A 25,085-nucleotide genomic window follows, 5' to 3' on the forward strand; every position below is an offset into this window, starting at 1 on the left:
AACGACTGTCGTTATGGTTAGATCCACCTGTTCATGACTGCGAACCCCACCGACTCAGGAGTGCGATGACGCTGACCAGCGAGGCAGCACCACGAGTGCCGTCGCGTCCACATCCCGTCGGCGAGCGCGGGTACGTCCCGTTTCTGTTGGCCACGGCGGTTGTGCTTGTCGCGGTCTCCACCGTCGCGGTGTGGTCGGGTGCCGCGTCGGTGTCCTTTGCCGACGTGTTCGCGGTGTTGTACGCACACGTCGGCGGTCCGCCGGTCGACCCGCTGCTCGATCGGATCGTGTGGGGATTGCGGGTACCGCGCATTCTGATTGCGGCATTGGCGGGCGCCGGATTGTCGTTGGCCGGCGCCGTGCTGCAAGCGTTGGTGCGCAACCCGATTGCCGATCCGTACATTCTGGGCGTGGGTTCCGGAGCATCCTTCGGTGCAGTACTGATCATGACGACCGGCATCGGCACCGGCCTGTCGATCGGTGTCCCGGTGGCAGCCTTCCTGGGGGCCATGATCTCCCTGATCGCGGTTCTCGTCCTGGGTCGGCGAGAGGGAATGCTCGTCCCGCTGCGCATGGTCCTGGCCGGAGTTGCCATCGGCTATCTGCTCTCGGCTGCAACAAGTTTTGTGCAGTTGCGCGCCGATCCGAGTCAGCTTTCGGGAGTGCTCTTCTGGTTGCTGGGCTCGGTGAGCGGGGCCAGTTGGTCGGATCTCGGTGTGCCCGCCGCGGTGATCACCGTCTGTGCGGCAATTCTGTTGACACAATCGCGCCAACTCAACGCGTTGGCCATGGGAGACGAGAGCGCGCAATCGGTCGGCGTGGACGTGCGCCGTACCAGGTTGCTACTACTGGTGATCGCGTCGTTGCTGACCGCGGTTGTCGTATCCGTCGCCGGGGGAATCGGTTTCGTGGGGCTGCTCGTGCCGCACGCCGTACGACTTCTGGTCGGTTCCGATCACGGCAAGCTGCTCCCCGCGACCGCGTTGGTTGGTGCCACCTTCCTGGTGATCGTCGATCTTGCGGCTCGGATGTTGGATGCGCCCAACGAATTACCGCTCGGGATCATCACCGCCGGATTGGGTGCACCGTTCTTCCTCTGGTTGCTTCGACGGGACGGCGGTGCGCAGTCATGAGATTGTCGGCCAGCGGAATTCACGTCGTTCGGGGCGGACGCCTCGTGGTTTCGGGTGTAGACCTCGAAGCGCCCGAGGGAAGCGTGGTCGGACTCGTCGGACCGAACGGCAGTGGAAAGTCCTCCCTCCTTCGCGCGTTGTATCGCTCGATGAAGCCTCGAAGCGGAATCGTGAAGGTGGACGAGGTGAATGTTTGGGACGATCTCTCGCCTCGATCGGCAGCACGCATCATCGGTGTTGTGGGGCAGGAGCATTCATCCGATTTCTCGTTCAGCGTCCGCGAGGTGGTTGCAACGGGTCGGACGCCGCATCACAGCGCGTTCTCTCGACTCGGCGAGATCGACCGAGACATCGTCAGCGCAGCACTGGTGCGAACCGGCATGCAGGGCTTTGGATCACGTCTCTTCGCCGAACTGTCCGGCGGAGAAAAGCAGCGTGTGATGTTGGCCCGGGCGATCGCTCAACAACCGTCGGTGCTGGTCCTGGACGAGCCCACCAACCACCTCGACATCCGTGCTCAACTCGAATTGATGGAACTGGTCGCCGAACTCGGTACCACGACGATTGTCGCGATCCATGAACTCGCCTTGGCCGCAGCGTATTGCGACTACGTCTGTCTGCTCTCCGGCGGGGTAGTTGTCGCGACAGGACCAACGGCCGAGGTCCTCACCGAGGACCTGCTGTCCGAAGTATTCGGGGTTCAGGTGCATCTCGGCACTCATCCGTTGACCGGGCGCCCCCTGCTCTCGTTCGCCCCTCCGCTCCTACACACGAAAGAAGCAGTGTCTTGAAATCCTCGATACGTACTGCCGCGCTGATGTGCTCGGCCGTTACCGCCACCGCAGTACTGGCCGCATGCGGAAACTCCACGGCGGATTCGGCGGCGTCGTCGTCCGAGAAGATCACCGTCACCAATTGTGATCGCGAGGTCACGGTGCCCAAGACGGCGGAGCGGATTGTCTCGCTGTATCCGTCGATGACGGAACTTCTCATTCAGCTCGGCGCCGCCGACCGCATTGTCGGACAATCGAATACCGACCTCTCTCCTCCCAGCCCCGAACTCGCTGATCAGTTCGCGGCCGTGCCGGTGCTGAGCGCCGGAGTTCCCGCGAAAGAAGCATTGCTCGACGCCCGTCCGGATCTGATCGTCTCCGACGGGGAATACTGGTTCGACGGTGACCGATTGCAGACCATGGACGAATTGCGTGACCTCGGCATCCCGATCTTCGTGAACAGCGGCTACTGCCACAAGGCCGTCACCGAGGGGCGGATCGACGACGTCTGGTCCGACCTTGACGGTCTCGGCGCCTTGACCGGAACTAGTGACGCGGCAGCAACCCTCCTGGCCGACGGCAAGAAGTCCCTCGCAGCAACCGAGGCATCTGTCGCCGGGCAGGAGCCGGTTCCCACTGTGATGGTTCAGGTTTCGGAGGGACAGTCCTATGCTCTGGCCAGGGGCCTCTACAGCAGTGTGCTCGAGGCCGCCGGGGGAAGCAATCTTTTCGAGAACGACCTTCCTGACGGAAAGTACTTCGGCCAGGTAGCCACGGAATCGGTGCTCGCGAAGTCGCCGAAGGCTGTCCTCGTCGTCTACTCCACCGAGTCGGCTCGGGAATCCACCCTGGATGCCGCGCGGACGGCATTTGCCGGAACCCCCGCCGCGGCGTCGAATGCGATCTTTGCCGTTCCGGAGGCGTGGTTCGCCGGCGAGTTGGTCTCGATCGACGGGGCCGGCGAGGTGTCTCGCCTGCTGCACCCGGGTTCGTGACCGCACTCGATCGCATCGAGGCCGTCGTATCGCTGCATGCAGTGTTGGACCGGACGGTGAGTCCGTCGGAGCTACCGTTCGACGAGCACGCACTGCCGCCGGTGACGTGTGAATCCGTGGAACTGCCGGCCGCGACGCCACTGCCGGCCTGCGGGTTCGCGGACGTCTTGCAGGCACGGCGGAGCCGCTACGACCCCGCACAGACGGCACTCCGAGCAGGCGAGCTGTCAAACATGTTGCACCACAGTGTTGTCAGCAGCCCGACGGCGGGCGGGATGCGCGAACTGACGCTGTCGTTTGTTCTCAGCCGACCCGGAGACGAGCTCGGAGCCGGGGTATACCGATATGCCCGAGGCCGTGCCGAAGCTGTCCGGCCAGGCGACGTGCGAGAGCACCTTCGAGCGAGCCTTCTCCAACCCGAGTTCGTCGACGTGTTCCCGGTTCTTCTGTTTGTGGTTGCCGACGTGGAAGCGCCGCTCGAGAAGTACGCGATGCGGCACTACCGCACGATGCACGTGGATGCCGGTGTGCTGGTTCAGAATCTGTACCTCGTGACCGAGGCGATGGGACTTGTGGGCTGCGCCATCGCAGGATTCACGGATGCGCGAGTGGCATCTCTGTTGAATCTCGCGACGACGCAGCTTCCCGTCATGGCTTTTGCACTCGGGCGGCCCAGCTAGGTCAGGCGAGGATGCGCGCCTTCTGGGTCTCGAACTCGGCCTCGGTCAATACTCCCGCATTCTTGAGTTCGCCCAGCTTGGTGAGCTGTTCGAGCTTCAAGTCCATCGATGCTGCCGGAGCTGCCGGAGCTGCCTGCGGTGGCAGGGGTGGTAGATCGGGAATCGGGGGCACCGGCTGGGCCTGCGCTGCGCGAGCCTGATCTTCGGCGGCCCAACGGGTCCGCTGACGGCGCTGAACATTGCCGTGAATGGAGCTTGCGACGGCTACCCGGCCGGCTCGCCTCAAGAAACTCATGCGTCCTTCTCCGTGTTGCCTGGTGCGGTGTTGTCGAGTGCGGTGGCAAGTTCGTCCAAGCTCAGGTGACCTTCGGTGACAATCTTTGCGCCGCTGCGTGTCCACGCGTCGATCACCGGCAGTATGGCCAGTTCCTCGTAAACGAGCACGGCGGCAACACTACCGGTGGCCAACTCGTCACCAACGGCGGCGATGTCGCCGGCGTCGAGCAGTCCGGAGGCAGCGCCGTCGAACTGCGCCAGATCGAAATCTGCGAGTTCGAAGGTCGATGCCGGTACGACGGCCACTGATCCATCGGCGGCTTTGGTGACGAACTCGAGGTCGAGGATGCGGATCACGCCGGAGTCGACGAGAGTGAGCAGCTGCTCGAATCCTGCGGAGGTCGGTGCACCGCCGGGAAACTCGACGGCAACGTATTCGATCGGACCGAATTGGTCTTGGTTGGACATCGGTTACTTCTTGCCCTTCGTGGGTTGCGGTTCTTCCAGAGCAGGTACTTCGTCGGGCATGCGGCCGGCCGGAATGATGGCGAGCAGGGAGAGTCCGGCGAGGACGAGTAGCGAGGTTCGCAGGGCGCGCAAGCGCGCTTCGGTGTTGATCCGGATGGCTTCGTCGATCTGTGCTTGTGTCGCCGAGGTGTTTTCGAGCGTCACGACGAGTTGATCGTTGGGGACGAAGTTGACCTGGTCGAGATTGATCCCGGACTCGACCTTGAGTGATGCCGGGATGGTGGGGTTGTCGATCAGCTGCGAGCTGACGAGGGAACCGAGGATTCCGACGGCGAAGACGCTGGCCACCGCGATGCCGACGCTGCCGGACATGTTGTGTACCAGTCCCCGCCAGGCACCGACGTCGCCGGCCAGTTCCTTGGGAGCTGCGGTGAGGAGGGTGTTGAACACCAGCGCAACGATGGCGCCCTGCCCGAGGCCGAGGGTGATCAGTCCGATGACGACAAAGATCTGATGCCAGTCGCCACGAATGGTGAAGGCCAACAAGATGAGTCCAGCGGCAACGACGACGAACCCGGCTCGTGCGATCAGACGCGGGGAGTACGTCTTGTACAGACGCGCGACTACGGTGCTCGCGATGAAGATCGAAAGTGTGTACGGGATGATCGAGAACGACGTCTGCAAGCTGCTGCGGCCCTGGATGATCTGCATGTACAGCGGAATGAGGAAGTTGGCCGCGGTTCCCACGAACATCATCGTCGCCATGCAAATCGTGGTGGCGCGCTCGGCGCCGGTCTTGAGGACGTCGAGGTTGAAGAGCTGAGGCTTGTTCTGCGCCTTGCGGCTTCGCGTCCACTGGAAGAATCCCTGCGCGCAGATGGTGCCGAGGACGATCAGGATGGCCGCGGGTGAAACACCGATGACCGAGAACGGCGCAGCGTCGGTGGCCAGGATGACGCCCCACGAGTTCAGGCCGCTGAAACCGAAGCTGAGCAGGATGACGGCAACGGCAGCAATGGCGGCGCCGGCCCAGTCGATGGTGATGTCCTTCTGCGGGGGAACAGGTTTGACCCGGAAGCTCAGGATCAGGTTGACCACCGCGAGAGCCACGACGAGGGCGAACGAGTATCGCCACCCGATCGTCGTCGCGAAGGAACCGGCGATGAGCAGCGCCAGCACACCGGCCGCCGGGATTGCTGCTGCCAGGTAACCGATGGCCTTTGCCTGCTGATCGCCACTGAAGTTCGTGGCGATGAAGACCGTCAACGCAGGAGCGATGAGGGCGATCACGGCGCCGGATGCAGCTTGGGCCACGAACAGCATTGCCGGGCTCTGACTCAGGGCGACCGCGGCCATTGCGAGGCCGTGAATCGCGACGGCAATCTGGAAGACCAGACGCGTTCCGTAACGGGCGCCGATCTTGGCCCCCAATAGAATGAAGGCAGCCATGGCGAAGGTGCCCGCGGTGATCGCGGTGCCGACACTTGTTGCGGGCGTGTCGAGATCGGTGGTGATGCCGGCCATCGAGACGGTCAGGGCGTTGACGGCGAACGACGCCTGAATCTGGGTGAGGACCACCACGATGAGTGGTAGCCAGGAGGCGGTGCTCACGGCGGCCGTTGTGGCGGCCGCGCCAGGCTTTACGGACATGATGGGTCACGCCTTCCTCGACACTGCGTGTACTCGCGACGTGCCCGGATCAGCCACGCACGGCTACATTAGCCGGAATTGTGCTGAATGGTCGCCTGCAAGTGGTTGGTTTCTTCGCGGTAGACCACCATCTCCCGGTGCAAGGCGCGCCGGAAGCGCGGTTGCTCGGCCAGGAGTACGGCCAGCACGGTCAGCAACAGCCACGTCGCGGCCGCGCTCGCGAGGAGCAGCAGGACCGGAATCCACGGACCGCCCATCTGCTCGAGAAGCGTCGTCTTTGCCCAGACGCGCCAGTAGAGCATCAGATTGACGATCAGTCCGACACCGTACGAGATGACGAAGGACAGCAGGAACTGCTTCCACGTGCCGTCGTGGCGCCGCGCCGTCATCGGTTCTGCCCGCAGCGGCAAGCTCACCGACATCACGTTCGCGACCCCCAACCAGAGCAGGATCATGGTCAGCACCTGGCCGCACGCCTTCACCAGGTCGGCACTGCTTCCGGAGCGCCACGCGAGGACGGCGCTGAGCAGGAACCCGGCGCTGCCGACGAGGAGCAGCATCACCGCGTTTTTCGCGACGAGCACGTGCCAGAGCCTCGTTCCACCGGACAACGCAGCGCGCACGCGGCCGGCGTCGAAGCTGAGCGCATTGGTGCACACGACGCTTCCGACCACACCCGAGAGTGCATACAGCGCAAGGTAAGGCAGTCGATCTTCCTTGGTGTCCCACTGGAAGAGGCGAATGAATGCCAGGTACGCCAAGCCCATTCCGAGGCTCAGCCCCAGCCGAAAAGCGATCGACCGAGGCTTTCCACTCACCACGTGCCGTGCTTCCTCACGGATCCGGGAGCCGAGATCCTGCACATGCCGGACGACGGGGTTGCCCGAGTTCAGCGGGACGTAACCACGGATCGCGGCGGCGACGGTATCGGTGTCACCGGCATCGAGCGCGGCGACGCGTGCTTCGAGAACCGCAAGGTGGGCGGCGCGCAAGGCTATCCGTGCGGTGGTCACCGCGGCGACGGCGTCGGCCTCGGCCTGCGCGGCGGTGCCGATGCCGGCGTCGGCGGGCAGTGGCGGCTGCAACGTCGTGATCAGTTCGAGTTGGCGCGCCATGTGCGGCGACGGTGACAACCCGCTGTACGACGGTCGGCTCAGCGCTGATCGTTCGTCGGCGAGCGAATCACGGACGGCCGCGGCAGCCTTGCGGACGGCTGCCGGGTTGTGCCAGCGCACCGACCGGGCGTCACGCTCGGCGGCGACGGCCCGGGAGGCAACCTCGGTCAGATCCTCGACCGCTGTCAATGTCTGCTCCACTCGGTTTAGGTTGGTTTCATGACCACCAACTCGGAAAAGGAAGATCTCCAGCGGTACCTGCAGGCAGCACGTGATGCGCTCGTCTGGAAGCTCGACGGGCTGTCGGAGTATGACATTCGGCGCCCGATGACCCGGACAGGGACCAACTTGTTGGGTCTGGTCAAACACATGATCGGCGTCGAGCTCGGGTATTTCGGTCCTACGTTCGGCCGTCGGGTTCCCGATCTCCCCGCGTGGTTGCGTTCGGAGGAACTCAACGTCGACATGTGGGCCCGCGCCGACGAGTCCACTGCCGACATCGTCGAAACCTATCGCCGCACCTGGGCTTTCGCCGACGCCACGATCGAGGAGCACGATCTGGACGCCCCCGGCTTCGTGAAGCACTGGCCGGAGGATCGTCGCGACGTCACACTGCACCGGATACTCGTTCACGTTGTCACCGAGATCCATCGGCACGCCGGCCACGCGGACATCGTGCGGGAGCTGATCGACGGCGCCGCTGGGATGAAGGCGGGCGACAACAATCTGGCTCCCGGCGATGAGGCGTGGTGGGCCGAGTACACCGACCGTCTGGAGACGGCGGCACGCGAGGCCCACCACGCTTGAACTACTCGAATACCGCTGCCGCGCCGATCACCACGACAACGATCACGAAGTTGATCAGTAGCAGTGGCCAGACGAAGCGCAGGAACTTGTCGTAGCCGACCTTCGCCATGGCCAACCCGCCGACAACGACGACGTTGGTCGGGGCAACCATCAGCATCAGGCCGTGGCCCATCTGGAAGGCGGTGATGACGAGTGCTCGGCTGACTCCGGCAAAGTCGCCCAGCGGCGCGAGCAGCGGCATCGCCAGGGTGGCGTGACCGGAACTGGACGGGATCAGGAACGCCAGCGGGATGTTGACGAGCATCACCAGGATCGCGAAGACCCCCGCCGAAGCGCCGCTGACCAATTGCTCCATCGCGTTGAGGATGGTGTCGAGGGTTTCGGTGTTGGTCATGATCACCGAGACGCCGCGAGCGAGCAGGATGACGATCGCCGGTCCGACCATGTCGCCGGCTCCACGCGTGATCAGGGAGACGATTTTCTTCTCACCCATCTTCGCGACTATGCCGACGAGAACGGCGGCGAGGATGAACAGCATCGCCAATTGCGGGAACCACCAGTTCAACTCGAACCAGTAGGGCTCGGTTGCCGTGACGTGGTACGCGTCGTACTCGGCCGGACCGGTGGTGGCGCCGAAGATGCTCGACCACGGGATGACGGAGAAGATCATCAGTCCGAAGGTGAGTCCGGTGATGAGCAGTACCAGCTTCTGAGTTCCGGTGAGCTTGCCGTCGATGTCGGCCGGCTCGGCCGGCTCTTCGTCTTCGTCGTCCGCGATGTCGAAGCCGACAAGCGACTTGGACGGATCCTTCTTCACCTTTGCGGCGTAGCGGAGAACGAATACCACTGCCACAGCGGTCAATACGATCCACAGGATCACGCGCAGCACGATGCCGTCACCGATGGAGACGCCTGCCTCACCGGAGGCGACGCCGATCGAGAACGGATTGACGGTCGACGCCATGTTTCCGACCAGAGCGCCGAGGATGATCATGGTGGCCGCGACCATGCGGTCGTAACCCAGTGCCGTCATCAGCGGGATGAGCAGGGCGTAGAAGCCGAACGTCTCGACCGAGAAGCCCATCGTCGAACCGAGCAGCGAGAACAGCACCATGATGACGGTGATGAGCAACCAGCCCTTGTCACTGAGCTTGGTAGCGAGTTGGGAGACAGCGGTTTCGAGACTGCGGGTGGCAAAGCTGACCGAGATGAACGCACCGAGCGCCATGATGAAGAGGACTACGCCGACGGAACCGAAGAGCCGTCCGATGTTGTCGGTGTCGACGAACCCGGTGATCGAATCCTGGACGCCGTAGAGGCCGTTGACGGGGGAGAGGATCAGTTGCTGGATTCGTTCCCAGAACGACAGCGGAGACGTGACGGTTTCGAAGCTGCCGGGAACGGGTGAGCCGTCCACGTCGACGCCGAAGCGTCCGGCCGGAATGAACAGTGCCGCAATCCATACCAGGACGGTGACGATCGCGAGCATCGTGACCGCGCCGGGGAACTCGAACTTCTTCTTGGCGGGCGTTTGCGCGGATCCCGTATCGGTCTCGGTGCTCATTTCTTCCCCTCGAAGGTGTGTGCGTACTCCTGGAAGAACAGTGCTTTGGCGACGACGGCCTTCTCGAGCTCGTCGAGCAGGACGCGTTCGTTGGGGCCGTGGATGTTCGCGTAACCGTCGGTGGCGCCGAACAACAGCTTCTCGGCGGTGGGCACTGCTGTATCCAAGGCCATCACGAGGGGGATCGAGCCGCCGCCTGCCATCAGCCCGGCCGGCTCACCCCACGACTGCGATAATGCAGACAATGCCGCGTCGAAGGCCGGTCCACCTTCGGCTGCCGCAAACCCGTCGCCGGTTTCTCCCGCGGTGACAGTCAGTTGTAAACCGAAGGGGCGCAGGGCTTCCAGGTGCCGGACCAGAGCAGCCTGCGCCTCGATGGCAGGTTGGCGCGGGTGTACGCGCAGATTGATCACGGCGCGGGCAGTGCTTGCGACGGCGTTGACCGCACCGTCCACAGGGGGAGCGTCGATGCCCGTCACGGTGATGGCCGGGCCCGACCAGATGCGTTCGCCGATGCCGCCGGTTCCGAGCAGCGGAAGCCCGTCTTGGATCTCGGCGAGGGTGCGGAACTCGTCCTCGGTGTATGAACTGCCGGTCCACGGTTCGCGCATGAGGCCGTCGACCGCCACGTCACCGTTGTCGTCGTGCAGCGACGCCAGTGCGCGGATGAGCGCGAGGCGGGCGTCCGGTGCGGCGCCGCCGTAGAGGCCGTTGTGCTTGTCGGCGCCGAGAGTGGTGAGTTCGACGATCACCTGGGCGGATCCGCGCAGTGCGACGGTCAGGGTCGGTGATCCGGGGCGAACGCTGCCGACGTCGGCGATGACCATTGCGTCGGCCGCAAATAATTCAGGGGCTTCCGGCGGATAGTTGTCGAAGGGGCTGCCGAATTCTTCCTGGCCCTCGATGACGAGCTTGACCGTCACCGGCGGCTTTCCGTCGAAGACTCGAAGTGCACCGATCATGCCGATGACATTTGCCTTCGAATCTGCCGTACCGCGGCCGTAAATCGCGCCGTCACGCTTGCTCGGTTCGAAAGGCGGAGAATCCCAGAGTTCGACGTCGTCGGCGGGAACGACGTCGTAATGCGAATACATCAATACCGTCGGGGATCCGGCGGGGCCGGGCACTGTCGCAATGATGACGGGCGCGGTTTTACCTGTTATTTCGAGTTTCTCTATCTTCGTGACTCCGGATTTTTCCAGTAGAGAAACGATCAGATCGTGAGCCTCGAAGAGGGGTTCGCTGGGGAAACCCTCGGTCGCTATCGACGGGATGCGAACAAGTTCGACTAGTTCCGACTCCAGAGTCGGCATCAAAGCTGCAACTGTTTCCTTGATCGTGGAATAGGAGGGTGACGCGGATTCTTCCGGCACGGAACTGACTCCTTCTGGAAAAGGCGAAAAGCATTAGAGGCAGAGTCTTACACCCGATATATGGGCTGTGAAAGGGCAACCCGAACAAAAGGCCGAAGTCGGTCGTCGGGGCTGCGATTCTTGACATTGACGTCAACGTCAACACACACTGTGACGGTGACCACCAGCGAAACGCAGGAGCGAGCGCGGACAGCCCGCAAGCTCGGGGACGGTCCACGCCGTGCCGGACTGCTCGACACCGCTGCCCTCTGCTTCGGCGAACTCGGATACGACGCCGTGACCGTCGAGACGATCACGACCAGGGCTGATGTGTCCCGGGCGACCTTCTACGCGTACTTCTCGTCGAAGGACGAGGTCTTCCGCGCCGTCGCCGAGATGATGTGCCGACGCTTCCTCGACGCTCAGCACATGGAGGGCCCGGCGGCCGAGGATCTACGCGAAGTTCTCCGAACGACCACGTCGGCGTTCATCACGGCCGTGTACACCTACGGTGACCTGCTCGCGGTGATCGAGCATCGGGCGCGGGTGGATTCCGAGGTCGAGCGCAGTTGGTCGGCGGTTCGCGAAAAGCTCGTGAGCCGCTACGTCCGGTTTGTCGAACGGATTCGACGGGTTCACGACGTAGATCCCTGTGTTTCGCCCCCGGTGCTCGTTCAGATGATCTCGGACGCACAGATGGCCGGTGGAGCACGACTGAGTAAGGCGAGTGTCGAAGAGCAGAACCAGTTCATTGCAGATATGACGACGATGTCCGAGCGGTTGATCGGGTTGGAAGAGTCGAAATAGATTTCTTTTACGAATGGAGTGATCGGTGGCAGAACAAGACGTGCTCGAAGCGGCTCTGGCGGAGATCTCTGCGCTGCAACAAGCGCATTGGCCCGCCGGCATTCCCCGCGCCGTCGAGTATCCGCTCGAAGGTGGGGGACTTGTCGATTACTTGCGGCATTGGGCGATCGAGCGGCCGGATACTCCTGCCATCGTCTTCTACGGTCGGGTCATCACGTATTCCGAATACGACGAGCTTTCGGATCGTTTTGCCGGATGGCTGCTGTCACTCGGAGTCGAACGCGGCGATCGCGTCGGCGTTCACCTGGTCAATTGCCCTCAGTTCCATATCGCGATGCTCGGCATTCTCAAGGTCGGTGCGGTTCACGTGCCGATCAATCCACTCTTCCGTGAACATGAATTGATTCACGAACTCAACGATGCCGGCGTCAAGGTCCTACTGACGCAGAACACCTTCTCGAAGTTGGTGAAGAAGGTTCGCTCACAGACTCCACTCGAACACGTCGCGAAGACTGCAGTGTCGGACATGCTGACGGCGATCCCGACCGTCGAACTGCCCTTCGAGGTCGACGATCCGCGCCTGAGCGACTGGCAGTCGATCATCACCAGTGAGCGGGCGACTCCTGTCGCCACCGAACTCGATTCCCTCGCCGCCCTGAACTACACGGGCGGAACGACGGGAATGCCCAAGGGCTGTGAGCACACTCAGCGCCACATGGTTTACACCGCGGCCACCGCGACGCTTGCGGGCGGTGACCAGGTGGGTGCCAATCCGCCGGTGTCCCTGGTGTTCTTGCCGATCTTCTGGATCGCAGGTGAGGACTTCGGCATCCTGGTTCCGCTCGTCAACGGCGGAACCGTGGTCCTGCTGAATCGTTGGGATGCGGAGACCACGCTCGACGCTGTCGAGGCTTACGGCGTGACCTCGCTGGTCGGAACTGTCGACAATTACGTCGAACTGATGGACACGCCAGGATTCGCGGAGCGAAATCTCTCGACACTCCAGAACGTCATGGCAGTTTCGTTCGTTCTCAAACTCGATCCGGCCACGCGCCAGCGGTGGCGCGAGGCTACCGGCGGCGTTCTGCGCGAAGCGAGCTACGGCATGACCGAAACCCACACCGCGGACACGATCACCCTCGGCTTCCAGGACGGCGACTACGACCTGAAAAGCGAGCCGGTGTTCTGCGGAATTCCGGTGCCCGGCACCGACGTTCTGATCGTCGATCACGACGGCAGGCCGGTTCCCGTCGGCGAGCACGGGCAGATCATCGTGCGCAGCCCGTCCATCCTTTCCGCGTACTACCGCAACGAGGCGGCCACCGCCGACGCCATCCGTGACGGCTGGCTGCAGACCGGTGACGTCGGAAAGTTCAGTGAGCGTGGCGGTTTGCACTATTTGGCGCGGAACAAGGAAATGATCAAGACCAACGGCATGAGTGTCTTTCCCTCCGAGGTGGAAGCGCTGCTCATGCTGCACCCGGCGATCGAAAAGGCTGCGGTGGTGCCGAAACCGGACCCGGACAAGGGGCAGGTGGCTTTTGCGTTTGTCCAACTGGTCGAGGGTTCCGACACTGCGGCCGACGAGATCGTCTCGTGGGCGAAGGAGAACATGGCCACGTACAAGGTGCCCGAAGTGGAAGTGCTCGAGGCGCTTCCGATGACAGCGACAGGAAAGGTGCGCAAGGGCGATCTGTTCGAGCGCACTCAGGGGGACAAGTGAGACTGCTGATTGCGAACCGCGGCGAAATTGCGCTGCGGATCATTCGAACTGCCCGTGAACTCGGGATCGAGACGGTGTCGGTGTACGCCGAGGACGACGCGTCCAGTCCGCACGTCGCGGCGGCCACGGAGTCGGTGCCGCTCGGAGCGTCGGGCGCATCCGCGTACCTGGATCAGAGCGCACTGCTGAAGATCGCGGCCGAAACAGGCGCCACGCACGTGCACCCGGGTTACGGGTTCCTCAGTGAGAACGCCGAATTCGCGCAGGCGTGTACCGAGGCGGGCATCGTCTTCGTCGGCCCGGACGCCCAGGTTCTCCGGACTTTCGGCGACAAGGCCAGTGCCCGCACCGCGGCTGTCGACTCAGGAGTGCCGGTCCTGCCGTCGACATCGGCGAACGCCGACCTCGACGAGGTGCGTGAATTCTTCGAGCGCAATTCCCGCGGGATCATGATCAAGGCGCTCAGCGGCGGCGGTGGCCGCGGCATGCGCGCGGTGCGTGACCCGAAAGCACTCGACGACGCGTACCGTGTGTGTGCGGCCGAAGCCCAGTCGGGATTCGGCAGTTCGGCACTGTTCGCCGAGGTACTCAGTGAGCACGCTCGGCACATCGAAGTGCAGATCGTGGCGGCACCGGGGCAAGGTGGAACCCACGCGCTCGCTCTGGGTGACCGCGATTGCAGCGTCCAACGTCGCCATCAGAAGTTGATCGAGGTTGCGCCCGCGCAGGGGCTGTCGGGGGCCCTGCGCGATCGTCTTCACGCTGCGGCGGCGAGGCTGTGCGCCGAGGTCGGCTACCGCGGCATCGCGACGGTCGAGTTCCTCGTCGAGGAACGCGGCTTCGTCTTCCTCGAGGTCAATCCCCGAATTCAGGTGGAGCACACGGTGACCGAGGAGGTCACCGGAGTCGACCTCGTCTCCGTGCAGCTCGCGATCGCGGACGGAGTTCCGTTCGAGAACTTGGACTTGCCAACAGGGATCATCGCTGTCGAGAAGGGCTCGGAGACAGTCGGATCCGTGGCAAACGCTTCGGGAATCGCGATCCAGACCCGCGTCAACATGGAAACCATGACGCCGGACGGCAATGCGTTGCCCTCGTCGGGCACGCTCGACAACTTCACTCCTCCGGGCGGGCCCGGCGTGCGAGTGGACACCTTCGGTACGGTCGGACTCTCGCCGAGTGCGCGTTACGATTCGCTCTTGGCAAAGGTGATCACCCACACGCGTCGATCGGATTTCCCTGCCGCGGTGCGCAAGTCGATTGCTGCTCTGAATGAGTTCACCATCGACGGCGTGGCGACCAACCTCGAATTCCTGCAGGCAATACTGTCGGACAAGGACTTCCGCGACGGCCTGGTCGACGTCGACTGGTTGGGTTCTCGATTGGCGGACCTCGTTCCCGAAGCGGACCCACAAACACCCTCCGCGAGTGTTGACATCGCGCCGGACGAGGACGTGGTCCGTGCACAGATGGCGGGAATCGTCGTCGAACTTGCCGCAGTCGGTGACGGCGTCCATGCGGGTGGCCAGGTTGCCGTCCTCGAGGCGATGAAGATGCAGCATGTTCTCTCGGCGCCCGGTGATCTCGAAGTGGTCCGGGTCCTGTCGTCACCGGGGAGGTCGGTGGGTGCGGGCGAACCGTTGCTCGTCGTCCGTAGTGCAAGCGCGGGATCGAAGCTCGCCGAGGTCGACGAGGTGGACCTCGACGACGTGCGTCCCGATCTCGCGGAGATCATCGCTCGCCACGAGGTGACCCTGGACCCGGCCCGGCCCGCAGCCGTGGCGAAGCGTCACAAGCTGGGACGCCGGACTGCTCGCGAGAACGTCTACGACCTGGTCGACGACGACAGCCTGGTCGAGTACGGCGCTCTCGCGTTGGCAGCGCAGCGGAGTCGGCGAAGCGAGGAAGACCTGATCGCCAACACTCCTGCCGACGGGTTGATCGGCGGAGTGGCGACCATCAGCGGCGGCGAGAGCGTCGTGATCTCGTACGACTACTCGGTGCTCGCCGGTACCCAGGGCATGCGCAATCACGCCAAGACCGACCGCCTGCTCGAGATCGCCGATCGCAAGCGAGTTCCGGTGGTGCTGTTCGCGGAAGGTGGCGGCGGTCGCCCCGGTGACACCGACGCCGGCGCCGGGGCGGGCCTCGAGCTGGGAACCTTCCGCGCCATGGCGGCGCTGAGCGGGCGGGTGCCCATGGTCGCCGTCGTGTCCGGGCGCTGTTTCGCAGGCAACGCGGCCCTGGCCGGCGCGTGCGACGTCCTGATCGCGACACCGGACGCCAACATCGGGATGGGTGGTCCTGCCATGGTCGAGGGCGGCGGGCTCGGAAACTTTCGCCCCGAGGACATCGGCCCCATCGACGTGCAGCGCCGCAACGGCGTCGTACACCTGGTCGCTGACGACGACGCTCATGCGGTGGCGCTGGCCAAGCAGTACCTCGGCTACTTCCAGGGTGCGAGCGGAGAGTGGACCGCTCCGGATCCGCGGCTCTCGCGGCATGTGGTGCCGGAGAATCGCCTGCGCTCGTACGACGTTCGTGGAGCGATCGACGCAATCGCGGACGTCGACAGCGTCCTGGAACTGCGTCGAGACTACGGACGCGGTGTAGTAACCGCACTCGTTCGTGTCGAAGGAGTTCCGTACGGTGTGCTGGCGAACAGCAGCGAGCATCTCGGCGGCGCGATCGACGCGGAAGCCTCGGACAAGGCTTCGGATTTCCTGGAACTGCTCGAAGCGCACCGCATCCCTCTGGTGACGCTGTGCGACACACCGGGATTCATGGTGGGCCCGGATTCGGAGGAGGAGGCGACGGTTCGAAGGTTCGGCAGGTTCTTCGTTGCCGGTGCTCGCCTCACCGTGCCGTTCGGAACGATCATCCTGCGCAAGGGTTACGGGTTGGGCGCCATGGCAATGGCCGGTGGTTCCTTCCACGCCCCCGAGTTCACGGTCGCGTGGCCGACGGGCGAGATCGGGCCGATGGGTCTGGAAGGTGCTGTGCGTCTCGGTTTCCGCAAGGAACTCGAGTCCGTCGAAGATCCGGTGGCTCGGGAAACGCTGTTCGGTCAGTTCGTGGAACTGGCCTACGCACAGGGCAAGGCGCTGATGGCGGCGACCACGTTCGAACTGGACGACGTCATCGATCCGGCCGATACCCGCGGATGGATCAGACAACTCTGCAGAAACAGTTGAGATCCTGCTGATTCGAGCTGTTGCCGCACGTGGGCGGGGCAACTAGCCTTGCCCACGTGTCGGCTGCGCGAGATAACGTCCTGATCATTCATTGGCACGACCTGGGGCGGCACCTCGCGAGTTACGGTGTCGCCGGGGTCAACAGCCCCCATCTCGACCGGCTGGCGGCAGAAGGCATCCGGTTCACCGACGCACACGCGACGGCGCCGCTGTGCTCGCCTTCGCGCGGATCGCTCTTCTCGGGCAGGTATCCACACAACAACGGTCTGATCGGGTTGGCGCACCACGGCTGGGAGTACCACGCTGAGGTGCAGACGCTCCCGCAGATCCTCTCCGACAACGGTTGGTACACCTCGCTCTTCGGCATGCAGCACGAGACTGCGTATCCGAAGCGACTGGGCTACCACGAGTACGACGTCACCAACTCGTTCTGCGACTACGTGGTTCCGCGTGCCCAGAACTGGCTACGACGCTTCCCGCCCGAGCCGTTCCTGCTCACCACGGGATTCTTCGAAACGCATCGCCCGTACCCCGCCGATCGCTATACCCCGGCGGACACCGCAGCCCTGGAGGTCCCCGGATATCTTCCGGACGTGCCACAGGTGCGCGAGGATCTGGCCGAATTCCACGGCAGCGTAGAGGTGGCCGACGCCGCGGTGGGGGAACTGCTCGCGACCCTCGAGGAAGAGGGGCTCGACGAGAACACCTGGGTCTTCTTCCTCACTGATCACGGCGCGGCGTTCCCGCGTGCCAAGTCGACGCTCTACGCCCCGGGTACCGGTATTGCCTTGATCGCTCGGCCTCCCGCGCGGTATCGCAGTGGCGGAAAGGAATACGAGACACTGTTCAGCGGTGTGGACCTTGTTCCGACCATTCTCGATCTCCTCGGTATCGATGTCCCCACCGAGGTGGAAGGGCGCTCGCACGCCGATGCCCTCGTCGACCGCGGAACTGAACCGTCCGAACCCGTTCGTACTTCCCTGTTCACGGAGAAGACCTTTCACGACAGCTTCGATCCCATTCGTGCGGTGCGCACCAAGGACTACAGCTACATCGAGAACTACGCCGTCCGCCCGGCTCTGGATCTACCGCTCGACATCGAGGACAGTCTTTCCGGAAAAGCGCTCGGCACCGAGCATCTTGCGGTACGCGCACCCCGGGAGCTGTACGACCTCCGTGCCGACCCGGACGAGAAGATCAATCTGATCGATCGACCGGAAGTCTCGGCAATACAGGCGGAATTGTCCTCGCAGCTTCACACGTGGCGCGCCGAAACCGACGATCGTCTCCCGGACGAGGCATTGGGAAGCGCGATGGCGGTGCACCGCATGGCGGCGTACCTCGAGAAGATCGGTGTCCGACCCAACGTGCGGTCCGCCTACAGTGCGGACCGCGGTTACCTCGAGTCGGACACCGAAAATCCCTAGGGCCTTGCGGCTTCGCGCTCTTCCAACAATGCGATGACCCGCTCGACCAGCTCGTTGATGTCAGCGCCGGTTGTGTCGAATGCCAGGTCCGGGTCCTCCGGCGTCTCGTAAGGCGCGTCGATTCCGGTGAGCCCCTTCAGTTCACCCGCCCGCGCACGTGCGTACAGGCCCTTGGGATCACGGCGTTCGCATTCTTCGACGGGGGTGGTGACGGCAATTTCGAGGAAGGTGAGCCCGGCAGCTTCGTTGAGCGCGCGCGCAATTGCTCGATCCGAACGTAGTGGCGAGACCATCGACGCGATCGCCACCACGCCGGCGTCGGCGAACAGTCGAGTGAGATGCCCGACGCGTCGGATGTTCTCGGCTCGGTCTCCCGGCGAGAACCCGAGATCGTCGGAGATACCGTGGCGGACGTTGTCACCGTCCAGCAGATACGCGGTGCGTCCCGCGTCGACGAGCGCACGTTCGACAGCGACTGCGACGGTAGATTTTCCGGATGCAGGTAGGCCGGTCAACCAGATCGTCGCGCCCCTCTGGGTGGTAGACGCCCATCGCCGTTGACGTTCGAGTGAGGACGGATGCCACTTGATGTCGTTGCGGGTCTGCTCGCCGGGAACGACGACGCGTGGTTCGAGAATGGTGCCGGCGCCGACGGTGTCGTTGCTCTGCTCGTCGATCAGGATGAAGGCGCCAGAGTCCCGATTGTGGTCGTAGGTGTCGGCGACCACCACGGAACTGGTTCGGAGCGTGACCGTTCCGATGTCGTTGAGTCCCAATTCGACTGGGCTGTCCTGCTCGTCGAGCGTTTCAGGATCGAGACGGGTGTGCAGTTCTTGGACGGTCGCTCGCACGGTCCGGGACGTGTGTTTGAGCGCTATCCGATCGCCCGCGCGCAACGGTGTGTTGGACAACCAGCAGATGGTGGCTTCGAGTTCTCGGGCCAGAACCGGCAAATGAGCCTGCGCACCGCCACTGACCAGAACGTCGCCACGTCCGACGTCGATGTCGTCGGCCAGTTCCACCGAAACCGACAGTGGTGCAACGGCAGTACTGCGGTTGTCGTCGAGAGTGTCCAGACTGATCACGGTGCTCTTCGATCCGGACGGCAGGACCACTACCTCGTCTCCGACGCTCAGTGTGCCTGCCGAGATCCGGCCGGTGTACCGGCGACGATTCTGCGGATCGGGGCGCGAAACCCATTGCACGGGAAGCCGAAGCTCCTCGATGTGCGTCGCGGGCGCATGGAGTTCGACGCCTTCGAGGTACTCGAGGAGCGTCGGCCCCTCGTACCACGCGGTGTTCTCGGACCGCGTCACGACATTGTCGCCGGCTTTCGCGGAGACCGGTATGGCGAGTACGTTCTCGCGTCCGACTTGCCGTGCCAAGGCCCGCAATTCTTCCTGCACCTGAGCGAATCTCGCTTCGTCGAAGTCCACCAGATCGATCTTGTTCACCACGGCTACAAGGTTCGGAACACCGAGCAGTGCGGCGATTCTGGCGTGCCGACGGGTCTGACGCAGCACGCCGGTCCTCGCGTCGACCAGCAGGACCGCTACGTGAGCGTTGGATGCTCCGGTGAACATGTTGCGCGTGTAGCGTTCGTGCCCCGGGGTGTCGGCGAGTACGTAACTTCTTGTCGGGGTGGAGAAGAATCGGTACGCGACGTCGATCGTGATGCCCTGTTCACGCTCGGCACGTAGTCCGTCGGAGAGTGCAGCCAGGTCGGCGACACCGTGCTCGTCGGTCACGGAATCGAGGTGATCGGTTGGCAGACTGTCGGTGTCATGCAACAGTCGGCCGATCAGCGTGCTCTTGCCGTCGTCGACGCTACCCGCCGTGGCCAGTCGCAGGAGTTGGCGAGTGATGGTGGTCGTCATCAGAAGTAGCCCTCACGCTTTCGGTCTTCCATCGCGGCGACCGACGTTCGGTCGTCTGCGCGAGTCTCGCCTCGTTCGGAAACCGTCGCGGCCGAGATTTCGGTGACGACGTCGTCGATAGTGGTGGCGTGCGATCGAACGGCGCCGGTGATGGTCAGATCGCCGACGGTTCGATATCGCACCCACTCGGTCGTTGCCGCGGCGTTCTCGGCGTCGGTGCTGAATTCGGAAGCAGCGAGGAGCATCCCGTCGCGCTCGAATACCCTCCGCTGGTGCGCGAAATAGATGGGCGGCAGTTCCAGTTCCTCCTGGGCTATGTAGCGCCAGATGTCGAGTTCGGTCCAGTTGCTCAGCGGGAAGACACGAACGGACTCGCCGCGTCTGATCCGACCGTTGTAGAGCGACCACGGTTCGGCCCGTTGCGCTCGCGGGTCCCACTGGCCGAACTCGTCACGGAAGCTCAGGACTCTTTCCTTGGCGCGCGCACGTTCCTCGTCCCGGCGGGCGCCGCCGAACGCGGCGTCGAACCTTCCAGCTTCGAGAGCGTCGAGCAGGGTTCTGGTCTGCAGGCGGTTTCGCGATCCGCTGGTCTCGGTCGACTCCTGCACTCGACCCTGGTCGATCGAATCCTGAACGGAAGCAACCAGAAGTGTGTGCCCGCCCTCCTTGATTCGGCGGTCGCGAAATTCGATGACCTCCTCGAAATTGTGACCGGTGTCGACGTGCAGGACCGCGAAAGGGAGTGGGGAGGGCCGAAACGCCTTCTCGGCCAGACGAAGCAGGACTATCGAGTCCTTGCCGGCCGAGAAGAGCAGTACCGGTCTCTCGAGTTCTGCCACCACCTCTCGAATGATGTGAACCGCTTCGGATTCGAGAACTCGGAGTTCGTCGACGACATCGGTGACGGTGCTCATGTGACGGGATATCCGTTCTGTTCGGCGTCGATGCGATAACGCTGCACCCATTCGCGGGATCGTCCGTCGCTCTGACGACGCAGCGGGGGTGGCGGGGCCAGTTGTCCGTCGAGGCCGAGGGAGATGAGGGTTTTTGCGACCACGGACTGCGGGTCTTCGGTGAGATCGCGGAACCCGACTTCGATGGGAGAGATGTCCTCTTCCTCGAACCAGCGCTTCCATTGGCGTTCCTGCTCGCCGAGAATCGTCACCAGGTGCGCGATTCCGACTGCGTTGTACTGCGCACCGTCCGAGAGATTCGGTGGAGTCGCGTCGTCGCGCCAAACCTGTGTCTGCACGGCGCGCCACATCGACACAGCTTGAGCGACGACATCTTCTCGATAGACGTGGATGAACTGCAGGTCGTGATCGAGGGTGTCGTGGAGTGCGGAACGTAGGTCCGTCCCACTGCGCCAGGGCAATCCGGCCGCGCGATCGAGTAGGAGCGGCGTCTGGTTCCACATCAGCTTGCCACCCCAGACTCCGTTGGGGGTTCGGCCGAGTTCGAGAAGTTGTGTGCGCCACTGTTCGGAGGTGCGAGTGTCCGGCGTGCCCGGGTGGAACGGGGCGAGCAGACCCAGGACGGACTCGTCCGTGACGTCTTCGAACCACTGCCTCGGTTGCGGCGATCGCGAGGTCTCGGGGAGGTACTGGAAGAACTCTTCCGGCTCACCCGCGACCCCGGTTGCTCGCAGGGATTCGACCAGCAAAGTACTGCCGCTGCGCTGCGAAGCGCAGACGAGAAACGAGCGTTGGGCCTCCGTCATGCGAGCAACGCTAAGGGGGGCCGGAAACCGCCGCAAGCTGGGAAAATAAACTCACGCAGAGGTTAAATCTCGACGTGAAACGTTAAATGTGCGGGTCACGAAATGTCGCGCTGAGGCACGTCTTACGCAGTTGTCGCAAGGGCCGCGGCAAGCCCGAATGCGATGGCCATGAAGACAACTTCACCGATGGCGCGACGCAGGGATCCGTCCGAACTCATGCGGTGTGCAGCGCTCGCGACCACCCATGTCCGGCGCCACCACCATCCCAGGGCGACGAGCAGTCCGATCGCCACGATCTTGGCGAGGATCACCCGACCGTATGCGGTGTCGTAGAAGGCGGAGAGTGAGTCGAGTCGCACGACGGCGTTGACGATACCGGTGACGACCAGCGCGAGGACGCATCGCCAGGCGAGAGCGGAGTACTTGGGCAACCAGATCGCCCAGGCACCGCGCGACGGTACGGCAAGCGCGAGTGCGGCGAGCACGCCGAACCACAAGGCCGCAGCGAGGACGTGAACGGCGTCGAGGATCGATCCGAAGCTCTGCTGCGCCATGTGCCCGGTGATCGGGCGGGCAGCGAGCGCCAACGCGGAGACGACCAATGCCGGTGCGACGGGCACCGTCTCGGGATTGGTGAATCCGTAGATGCCGTAACAGACGACGGCAAACGCGCACGCGATGATCGCGACGCCGACGCGGCCGACGTTGACCTCGGAGACGAATGCGCCGAAGTGCCCGATGGTCAGCGAGGTGACCGGGGCGCCGTCGGCCGCTGCGGCATTGAGCACGAGGAGCGTGATCTCGGCGACGAGCCACACTGCTGCCACCGCGGTGAGCTGAGTCCACATGACGGCGGGGGTTGTCGCCGGGCGGCGTTCACTGCGGCCCATCCAGGCGAGCGTCGCGATGCCGAGCGTCAACGAACCACATCCGATCGCGAGAACGCGGACCGTGCTCGACGATTCGGGTCCCGACGGGCTGGCGAGGCCCCAGGCGATCAGGACTCCCAGCAGAGCTGTGGGTACGGCAAACAGCAACCACCACCTGTTTGCCGTACCCGTCACGCGATCAGCTCGACTTCGGCTTACGGAGCACGAAGAACAGCGCACCGCCGAACACGACGACGCCGGCGACGATGAAGATCCACACCGGCATGCTGCCGGACTCCGACTCACCCGTACTCGACGCGGCGGCAGCGCCGGGAGTGCCCGACCCCGCCTCGGTGAGGGTGAACGTCAGGGTTCCGTTGACGGGGTGACCGTCAGCGGAGGTGACGCGGTACGCGATGGTGTAGACGCCGGTCGGCCCGAGATCGCCGAGGTCTGCACTGACAGTGGGTCCTTCGACGGACGGATCGCTCTTGGTCCAGAGGTTGCCGTCCGGGCCGGTGACCGTCAGCGCCGCGAACTGTGCCTGCAGAGCCTCGTTGAACGTGACCGAAACCGTGTCAGGCGCAACCTGAATGGACGCACCGTTTTCCGGGTTGGAGCCGACCACCGCGGAGTGTGCACTGGCCGTGCCCATTCCGAGCATCGTGGCCAGCATCGCGAGCATGCCGACGGCGATGACCTTGATCCGGGTACTCATCAGCGCTTGCTCCTGACCAGTGCGCCGAGGCCGAGTGCAGCGCCCAACGCGCCGAGCACCAGGCCGACGCCGCCGAGCCAGCGGGCGGTGTTGTCCGACGAAGAGTCAGAGGCTTCGGATGCGGCGGACGTCTCGGCAGTGTTATCGGCAGAGGGGGCTCCGTGGGCATCGCCGGTGGACGCGGCGAGAGTCAGCGTCGGGGCGGGCTTGTCCGGCTCGCTGCCGTCGGCAAGCTCTTCCTGATCCCAGTTGACGACGTTGCCGTCGCTGTACGTCTGGACGGCCTTGAACTCGACCTCGTCCTGCTCCGGCAGCGGGCCGGCAGAAAGGACGAACTGCTGGAACTGGCCGGGGGCGATTCCGACGCCGGGGTCGGCGGTCCACGTCACGGACTTGGCGACCAACGAGGTGGGGTCCTTCTCCACGACGGCGGTCCAGCCGGGCATCGGTTCGGTGCGTGCCGACTTGAGGTCGGGGAGCGCCACCGTCAGCTTGGTGGTCGAAGCGGTGTCGGATTCGGTGGGCACGCGGAACGTGAGAACGGAGTATCCGCCCTGCGCAGCTCCTGGTGCGACGACGCTGACGTGTGCTGAAGCAATTCCGGCGGCCAGCAGCACGGCGCTGCCGGTAGCGACGGTCGTGACAACCGCGCGCGAAATCAGGGTGTTCTTCATGTCGGGAAGTGTCCTCTTGGTCTGGTGAAGGGGTGGGGCGTTCTACGAATCTTCAGACCAGGGCAGGAGGACCGCGCCGCGAGATGCTGGCGCGAAGTAGAGCGTCGACAGGTCCGTGATGGATTCCGGTCGAGACGGTGTGGCCGCGGGAAGTGACAGCGGCGGGAGCCAGAGACGCCAGGACGACGTGGAGAGCGTGGGTGACAACTCGGTAGAGGCGCTCGGCGGCCAGGACCGCCACCGCACAAGCGACGGTGGCACCGGCGTGAGCACCGAGCATCACCAATCCCGGAGCGGGCGAATGAGCGTGCTCGGAGAGCGTCATGGTGGTGTGCGCGGCGAGCTGACCCAGACCCAGAGCAACGATCAAGGCAGCGGGCCCCCGAGAGAGGGCGGGAAGGGTGGCCGTCACGGCGCCGACGGTTGCGCAGACGGCGAGCAACAGGGTCAGCGACGACGACTGTGGCAGCTCGCCTCCGCCGATCCCGTGCGCGGCGACAGCGAGAGCAGCCGAAGCGGAACCGACAGCTGTCCCCCGGAGGGTCGCGGTCTGCTCGGCTGCTCTCACTGGCGTCCTCAGGTCTAGCGCACGCCGAGACGTGCGAGCAGATCTGCTTCGACGCCGTCGAGTTCGGAAGAAATCGCCTGGTGAGCTGCTTTACGGCGAGCCTGCGGCATCTGCTCGGCAGCGCGAACTGCCGTGCTGAGGTCGCCGAGGCGCTCACGGATGGCGGCGGCGAAACGCTGCGTCTCCGCGTCGTCGGGCTTGCGGCTGAGGATCTCGGTGACCGAGCTCTCGGCGCCGGCGATACGAGCGCTCAACTTCGCGCCGTGACCGGTGTAGTCACCGAGCTGGTCGACGGCGATGCCCATCTTCTGTGCACGCGTGGTGTCGAGCTGGGCGCGCACCGCCGTGGCTGCGCGGTAAGCGATCGGCAGGAGAACGGGGGCAAGCAGACGTGCCACTCCCAGGTACTTACGCACCTTGGCGACGGTCAGGCCCTGATTCGCAGCGGCCTTCTCCTGCGCCTTCAGGGTCGCGATCTGCGCCTTTTCGATCTTGTGCTGTGACTCGATCTCGGCTTTCTCCAGCTTCTTGAGCGACTTGGTCTCGACCTTGTCGCGCTTACGCTGGCTCTTGGCGTTGAGCTTCGCCTCGACCTCAGCCTTGTGCTTGAGAGCCTTTGCCTCCGCCTTGCGGGTGGCACGAGACTTTCGCTTCTTGAACAACCCCATCGAAAAGGACCCCGTTTCCAGGTGTTT

General features: G+C 64.0%; 23 protein-coding genes. 9 read left to right on the forward strand and 14 right to left on the reverse strand.

Features of this window, described 5'->3' with window-relative positions:
* The first annotated feature begins 65 nt into the window (after positions 1-65).
* Genes P0M12_RS12700 through P0M12_RS12715 form a run of 4 tightly spaced genes read left to right on the forward strand, consistent with a single transcriptional unit; the run spans position 66 to position 3,581 of the window.
* On the forward strand, positions 66-1,133 hold the full coding sequence (locus P0M12_RS12700; RefSeq protein ID WP_042453275.1) for an iron ABC transporter permease: 1,068 nt from the start codon (positions 66-68) through the stop codon (positions 1,131-1,133).
* Complete coding sequence (locus tag P0M12_RS12705) at positions 1,130-1,924, forward strand: ABC transporter ATP-binding protein (RefSeq protein ID WP_042453274.1); 795 nt, start codon at positions 1,130-1,132, stop codon at positions 1,922-1,924. Before P0M12_RS12700 ends, P0M12_RS12705 begins: the two co-directional genes overlap by 4 nt.
* On the forward strand, positions 1,921-2,901 hold the full coding sequence (locus P0M12_RS12710) for an ABC transporter substrate-binding protein (RefSeq protein WP_204855109.1): 981 nt from the start codon (positions 1,921-1,923) through the stop codon (positions 2,899-2,901). Before P0M12_RS12705 ends, P0M12_RS12710 begins: the two co-directional genes overlap by 4 nt.
* Positions 2,898-3,581 carry a SagB family peptide dehydrogenase gene (locus tag P0M12_RS12715; RefSeq protein ID WP_277377816.1) on the forward strand — a complete coding sequence of 228 codons (684 nt, stop codon included), beginning with the start codon at positions 2,898-2,900 and terminating at the stop codon, positions 3,579-3,581. Before P0M12_RS12710 ends, P0M12_RS12715 begins: the two co-directional genes overlap by 4 nt.
* 1 nt (position 3,582) lies before the next feature.
* Here the strand turns inward: P0M12_RS12715 and P0M12_RS12720 are convergent, their stop codons facing one another.
* The 4 genes from P0M12_RS12720 to P0M12_RS12735 form a co-directional block, all read right to left on the reverse strand.
* Positions 3,583-3,876 (reverse strand): SHOCT domain-containing protein, encoded by a 294-nt coding sequence (locus tag P0M12_RS12720; RefSeq protein WP_030535874.1) that lies wholly within the window; start codon positions 3,874-3,876, stop codon positions 3,583-3,585.
* Positions 3,873-4,325 carry a DUF6325 family protein gene (locus P0M12_RS12725; protein ID WP_007735911.1) on the reverse strand — a complete coding sequence of 151 codons (453 nt, stop codon included), beginning with the start codon at positions 4,323-4,325 and terminating at the stop codon, positions 3,873-3,875. The genes P0M12_RS12720 and P0M12_RS12725 overlap by 4 nt, the downstream gene beginning before the upstream one ends.
* A 3-nt stretch (positions 4,326-4,328) precedes the next feature.
* A complete protein-coding gene (locus P0M12_RS12730) occupies positions 4,329-5,975 on the reverse strand; it encodes an MFS transporter (protein ID WP_050657053.1) in 1,647 nt (548 codons plus the stop codon).
* 68 nt (positions 5,976-6,043) lie between these two features.
* Positions 6,044-7,291 (reverse strand): hypothetical protein, encoded by a 1,248-nt coding sequence (locus P0M12_RS12735; protein WP_277377817.1) that lies wholly within the window; start codon positions 7,289-7,291, stop codon positions 6,044-6,046.
* Positions 7,292-7,309: 18 nt separating this feature from the next.
* Here P0M12_RS12735 and P0M12_RS12740 point away from each other — a divergent pair, with 18 nt between their 5' ends.
* Positions 7,310-7,897 carry a DinB family protein gene (locus tag P0M12_RS12740; protein WP_003944177.1) on the forward strand — a complete coding sequence of 196 codons (588 nt, stop codon included), beginning with the start codon at positions 7,310-7,312 and terminating at the stop codon, positions 7,895-7,897.
* A gap of 1 nt (position 7,898) precedes the next feature.
* Here the strand turns inward: P0M12_RS12740 and P0M12_RS12745 are convergent, their stop codons facing one another.
* Both P0M12_RS12745 and P0M12_RS12750 read right to left on the reverse strand, forming a co-directional pair.
* Positions 7,899-9,461 (reverse strand): TRAP transporter large permease subunit, encoded by a 1,563-nt coding sequence (locus P0M12_RS12745; RefSeq protein WP_277377818.1) that lies wholly within the window; start codon positions 9,459-9,461, stop codon positions 7,899-7,901.
* Positions 9,458-10,834, reverse strand: a complete 1,377-nt coding sequence (locus P0M12_RS12750) for a M20/M25/M40 family metallo-hydrolase (RefSeq protein ID WP_277377819.1) — start codon at positions 10,832-10,834, stop codon at positions 9,458-9,460. The genes P0M12_RS12745 and P0M12_RS12750 overlap by 4 nt, the downstream gene beginning before the upstream one ends.
* A gap of 150 nt (positions 10,835-10,984) precedes the next feature.
* On the opposite strand from P0M12_RS12750, the gene P0M12_RS12755 reads away from it, so the two are divergent.
* From P0M12_RS12755 to P0M12_RS12770, 4 genes are read left to right on the forward strand one after another with little or no spacing between them, the layout of a single operon-like run.
* A complete protein-coding gene (locus tag P0M12_RS12755; RefSeq protein WP_277377820.1) occupies positions 10,985-11,620 on the forward strand; it encodes a TetR/AcrR family transcriptional regulator in 636 nt (211 codons plus the stop codon).
* A gap of 25 nt (positions 11,621-11,645) precedes the next feature.
* Complete coding sequence (locus P0M12_RS12760; RefSeq protein ID WP_007735929.1) at positions 11,646-13,343, forward strand: AMP-binding protein; 1,698 nt, start codon at positions 11,646-11,648, stop codon at positions 13,341-13,343.
* Complete coding sequence (locus P0M12_RS12765; RefSeq protein WP_058227364.1) at positions 13,340-16,537, forward strand: carboxyl transferase domain-containing protein; 3,198 nt, start codon at positions 13,340-13,342, stop codon at positions 16,535-16,537. Before P0M12_RS12760 ends, P0M12_RS12765 begins: the two co-directional genes overlap by 4 nt.
* A 56-nt stretch (positions 16,538-16,593) precedes the next feature.
* A complete protein-coding gene (locus P0M12_RS12770; RefSeq protein ID WP_003944134.1) occupies positions 16,594-17,964 on the forward strand; it encodes a sulfatase in 1,371 nt (456 codons plus the stop codon).
* Here the strand turns inward: P0M12_RS12770 and cysC are convergent.
* The 8 genes from cysC to P0M12_RS12810 form a co-directional block, all read right to left on the reverse strand.
* Positions 17,961-19,841, reverse strand: a complete 1,881-nt coding sequence (gene cysC, locus P0M12_RS12775) for an adenylyl-sulfate kinase (protein ID WP_277377821.1) — start codon at positions 19,839-19,841, stop codon at positions 17,961-17,963. The two genes, P0M12_RS12770 and cysC, sit on opposite strands and share 4 nt — an antisense overlap.
* Positions 19,841-20,755, reverse strand: a complete 915-nt coding sequence (cysD, locus tag P0M12_RS12780; RefSeq protein ID WP_277377822.1) for a sulfate adenylyltransferase subunit CysD — start codon at positions 20,753-20,755, stop codon at positions 19,841-19,843. The genes cysC and cysD overlap by 1 nt, the downstream gene beginning before the upstream one ends.
* Positions 20,752-21,561, reverse strand: a complete 810-nt coding sequence (locus tag P0M12_RS12785) for a Stf0 family sulfotransferase (RefSeq protein ID WP_007735934.1) — start codon at positions 21,559-21,561, stop codon at positions 20,752-20,754. The genes cysD and P0M12_RS12785 overlap by 4 nt, the downstream gene beginning before the upstream one ends.
* A 122-nt stretch (positions 21,562-21,683) precedes the next feature.
* On the reverse strand, positions 21,684-22,625 hold the full coding sequence (locus P0M12_RS12790; protein WP_003944164.1) for a CopD family protein: 942 nt from the start codon (positions 22,623-22,625) through the stop codon (positions 21,684-21,686).
* A 4-nt stretch (positions 22,626-22,629) separates the two neighbouring features.
* Entirely contained in the window at positions 22,630-23,148 is a 519-nt protein-coding gene (locus P0M12_RS12795; protein WP_003944137.1) for a copper resistance CopC family protein, read from the reverse strand.
* The gene (locus tag P0M12_RS12800; RefSeq protein WP_003944147.1) at positions 23,148-23,822 is read right to left on the reverse strand and encodes a YcnI family protein; all 675 of its coding nucleotides are present in this window, start codon (positions 23,820-23,822) and stop codon (positions 23,148-23,150) included. The genes P0M12_RS12795 and P0M12_RS12800 overlap by 1 nt, the downstream gene beginning before the upstream one ends.
* Before the next feature lie 52 nt (positions 23,823-23,874).
* A complete protein-coding gene (locus P0M12_RS12805; RefSeq protein ID WP_003944165.1) occupies positions 23,875-24,390 on the reverse strand; it encodes a hypothetical protein in 516 nt (171 codons plus the stop codon).
* 14 nt (positions 24,391-24,404) lie between these two features.
* Positions 24,405-25,058 (reverse strand): DUF6474 family protein, encoded by a 654-nt coding sequence (locus tag P0M12_RS12810; protein WP_003944178.1) that lies wholly within the window; start codon positions 25,056-25,058, stop codon positions 24,405-24,407.
* Positions 25,059-25,085: the final 27 nt, after the last annotated feature.

Source organism: Rhodococcus sp. RCBS9 (assembly GCF_029457415.1).
GTDB classification, from domain to species: domain Bacteria; phylum Actinomycetota; class Actinomycetes; order Mycobacteriales; family Mycobacteriaceae; genus Rhodococcus_F; species Rhodococcus_F qingshengii.

Excerpts from the sequence above, each read along its gene's own strand:
- P0M12_RS12700 (WP_042453275.1), top strand. The coding sequence starts at position 66 with ATGACGCTGACCAGCGAGGCAGCACCACGAGTGCCGTCGCGTCCACAT.
- P0M12_RS12705 (WP_042453274.1), top strand. The coding sequence starts at position 1,130 with ATGAGATTGTCGGCCAGCGGAATTCACGTCGTTCGGGGCGGACGCCTC.
- P0M12_RS12720 (WP_030535874.1), bottom strand. The coding sequence starts at position 3,876 with ATGAGTTTCTTGAGGCGAGCCGGCCGGGTAGCCGTCGCAAGCTCCATT.
- P0M12_RS12725 (WP_007735911.1), bottom strand. The coding sequence starts at position 4,325 with ATGTCCAACCAAGACCAATTCGGTCCGATCGAATACGTTGCCGTCGAG.
- P0M12_RS12730 (WP_050657053.1), bottom strand. The coding sequence starts at position 5,975 with ATGTCCGTAAAGCCTGGCGCGGCCGCCACAACGGCCGCCGTGAGCACC.
- P0M12_RS12740 (WP_003944177.1), top strand. The coding sequence starts at position 7,310 with ATGACCACCAACTCGGAAAAGGAAGATCTCCAGCGGTACCTGCAGGCA.
- P0M12_RS12745 (WP_277377818.1), bottom strand. The coding sequence starts at position 9,461 with ATGAGCACCGAGACCGATACGGGATCCGCGCAAACGCCCGCCAAGAAG.
- cysC (WP_277377821.1), bottom strand. The coding sequence starts at position 19,841 with ATGACGACCACCATCACTCGCCAACTCCTGCGACTGGCCACGGCGGGT.
- cysD (WP_277377822.1), bottom strand. The coding sequence starts at position 20,755 with ATGAGCACCGTCACCGATGTCGTCGACGAACTCCGAGTTCTCGAATCC.
- P0M12_RS12785 (WP_007735934.1), bottom strand. The coding sequence starts at position 21,561 with ATGACGGAGGCCCAACGCTCGTTTCTCGTCTGCGCTTCGCAGCGCAGC.
- P0M12_RS12795 (WP_003944137.1), bottom strand. The coding sequence starts at position 23,148 with ATGAGTACCCGGATCAAGGTCATCGCCGTCGGCATGCTCGCGATGCTG.
- P0M12_RS12800 (WP_003944147.1), bottom strand. The coding sequence starts at position 23,822 with ATGAAGAACACCCTGATTTCGCGCGCGGTTGTCACGACCGTCGCTACC.
- P0M12_RS12810 (WP_003944178.1), bottom strand. The coding sequence starts at position 25,058 with ATGGGGTTGTTCAAGAAGCGAAAGTCTCGTGCCACCCGCAAGGCGGAG.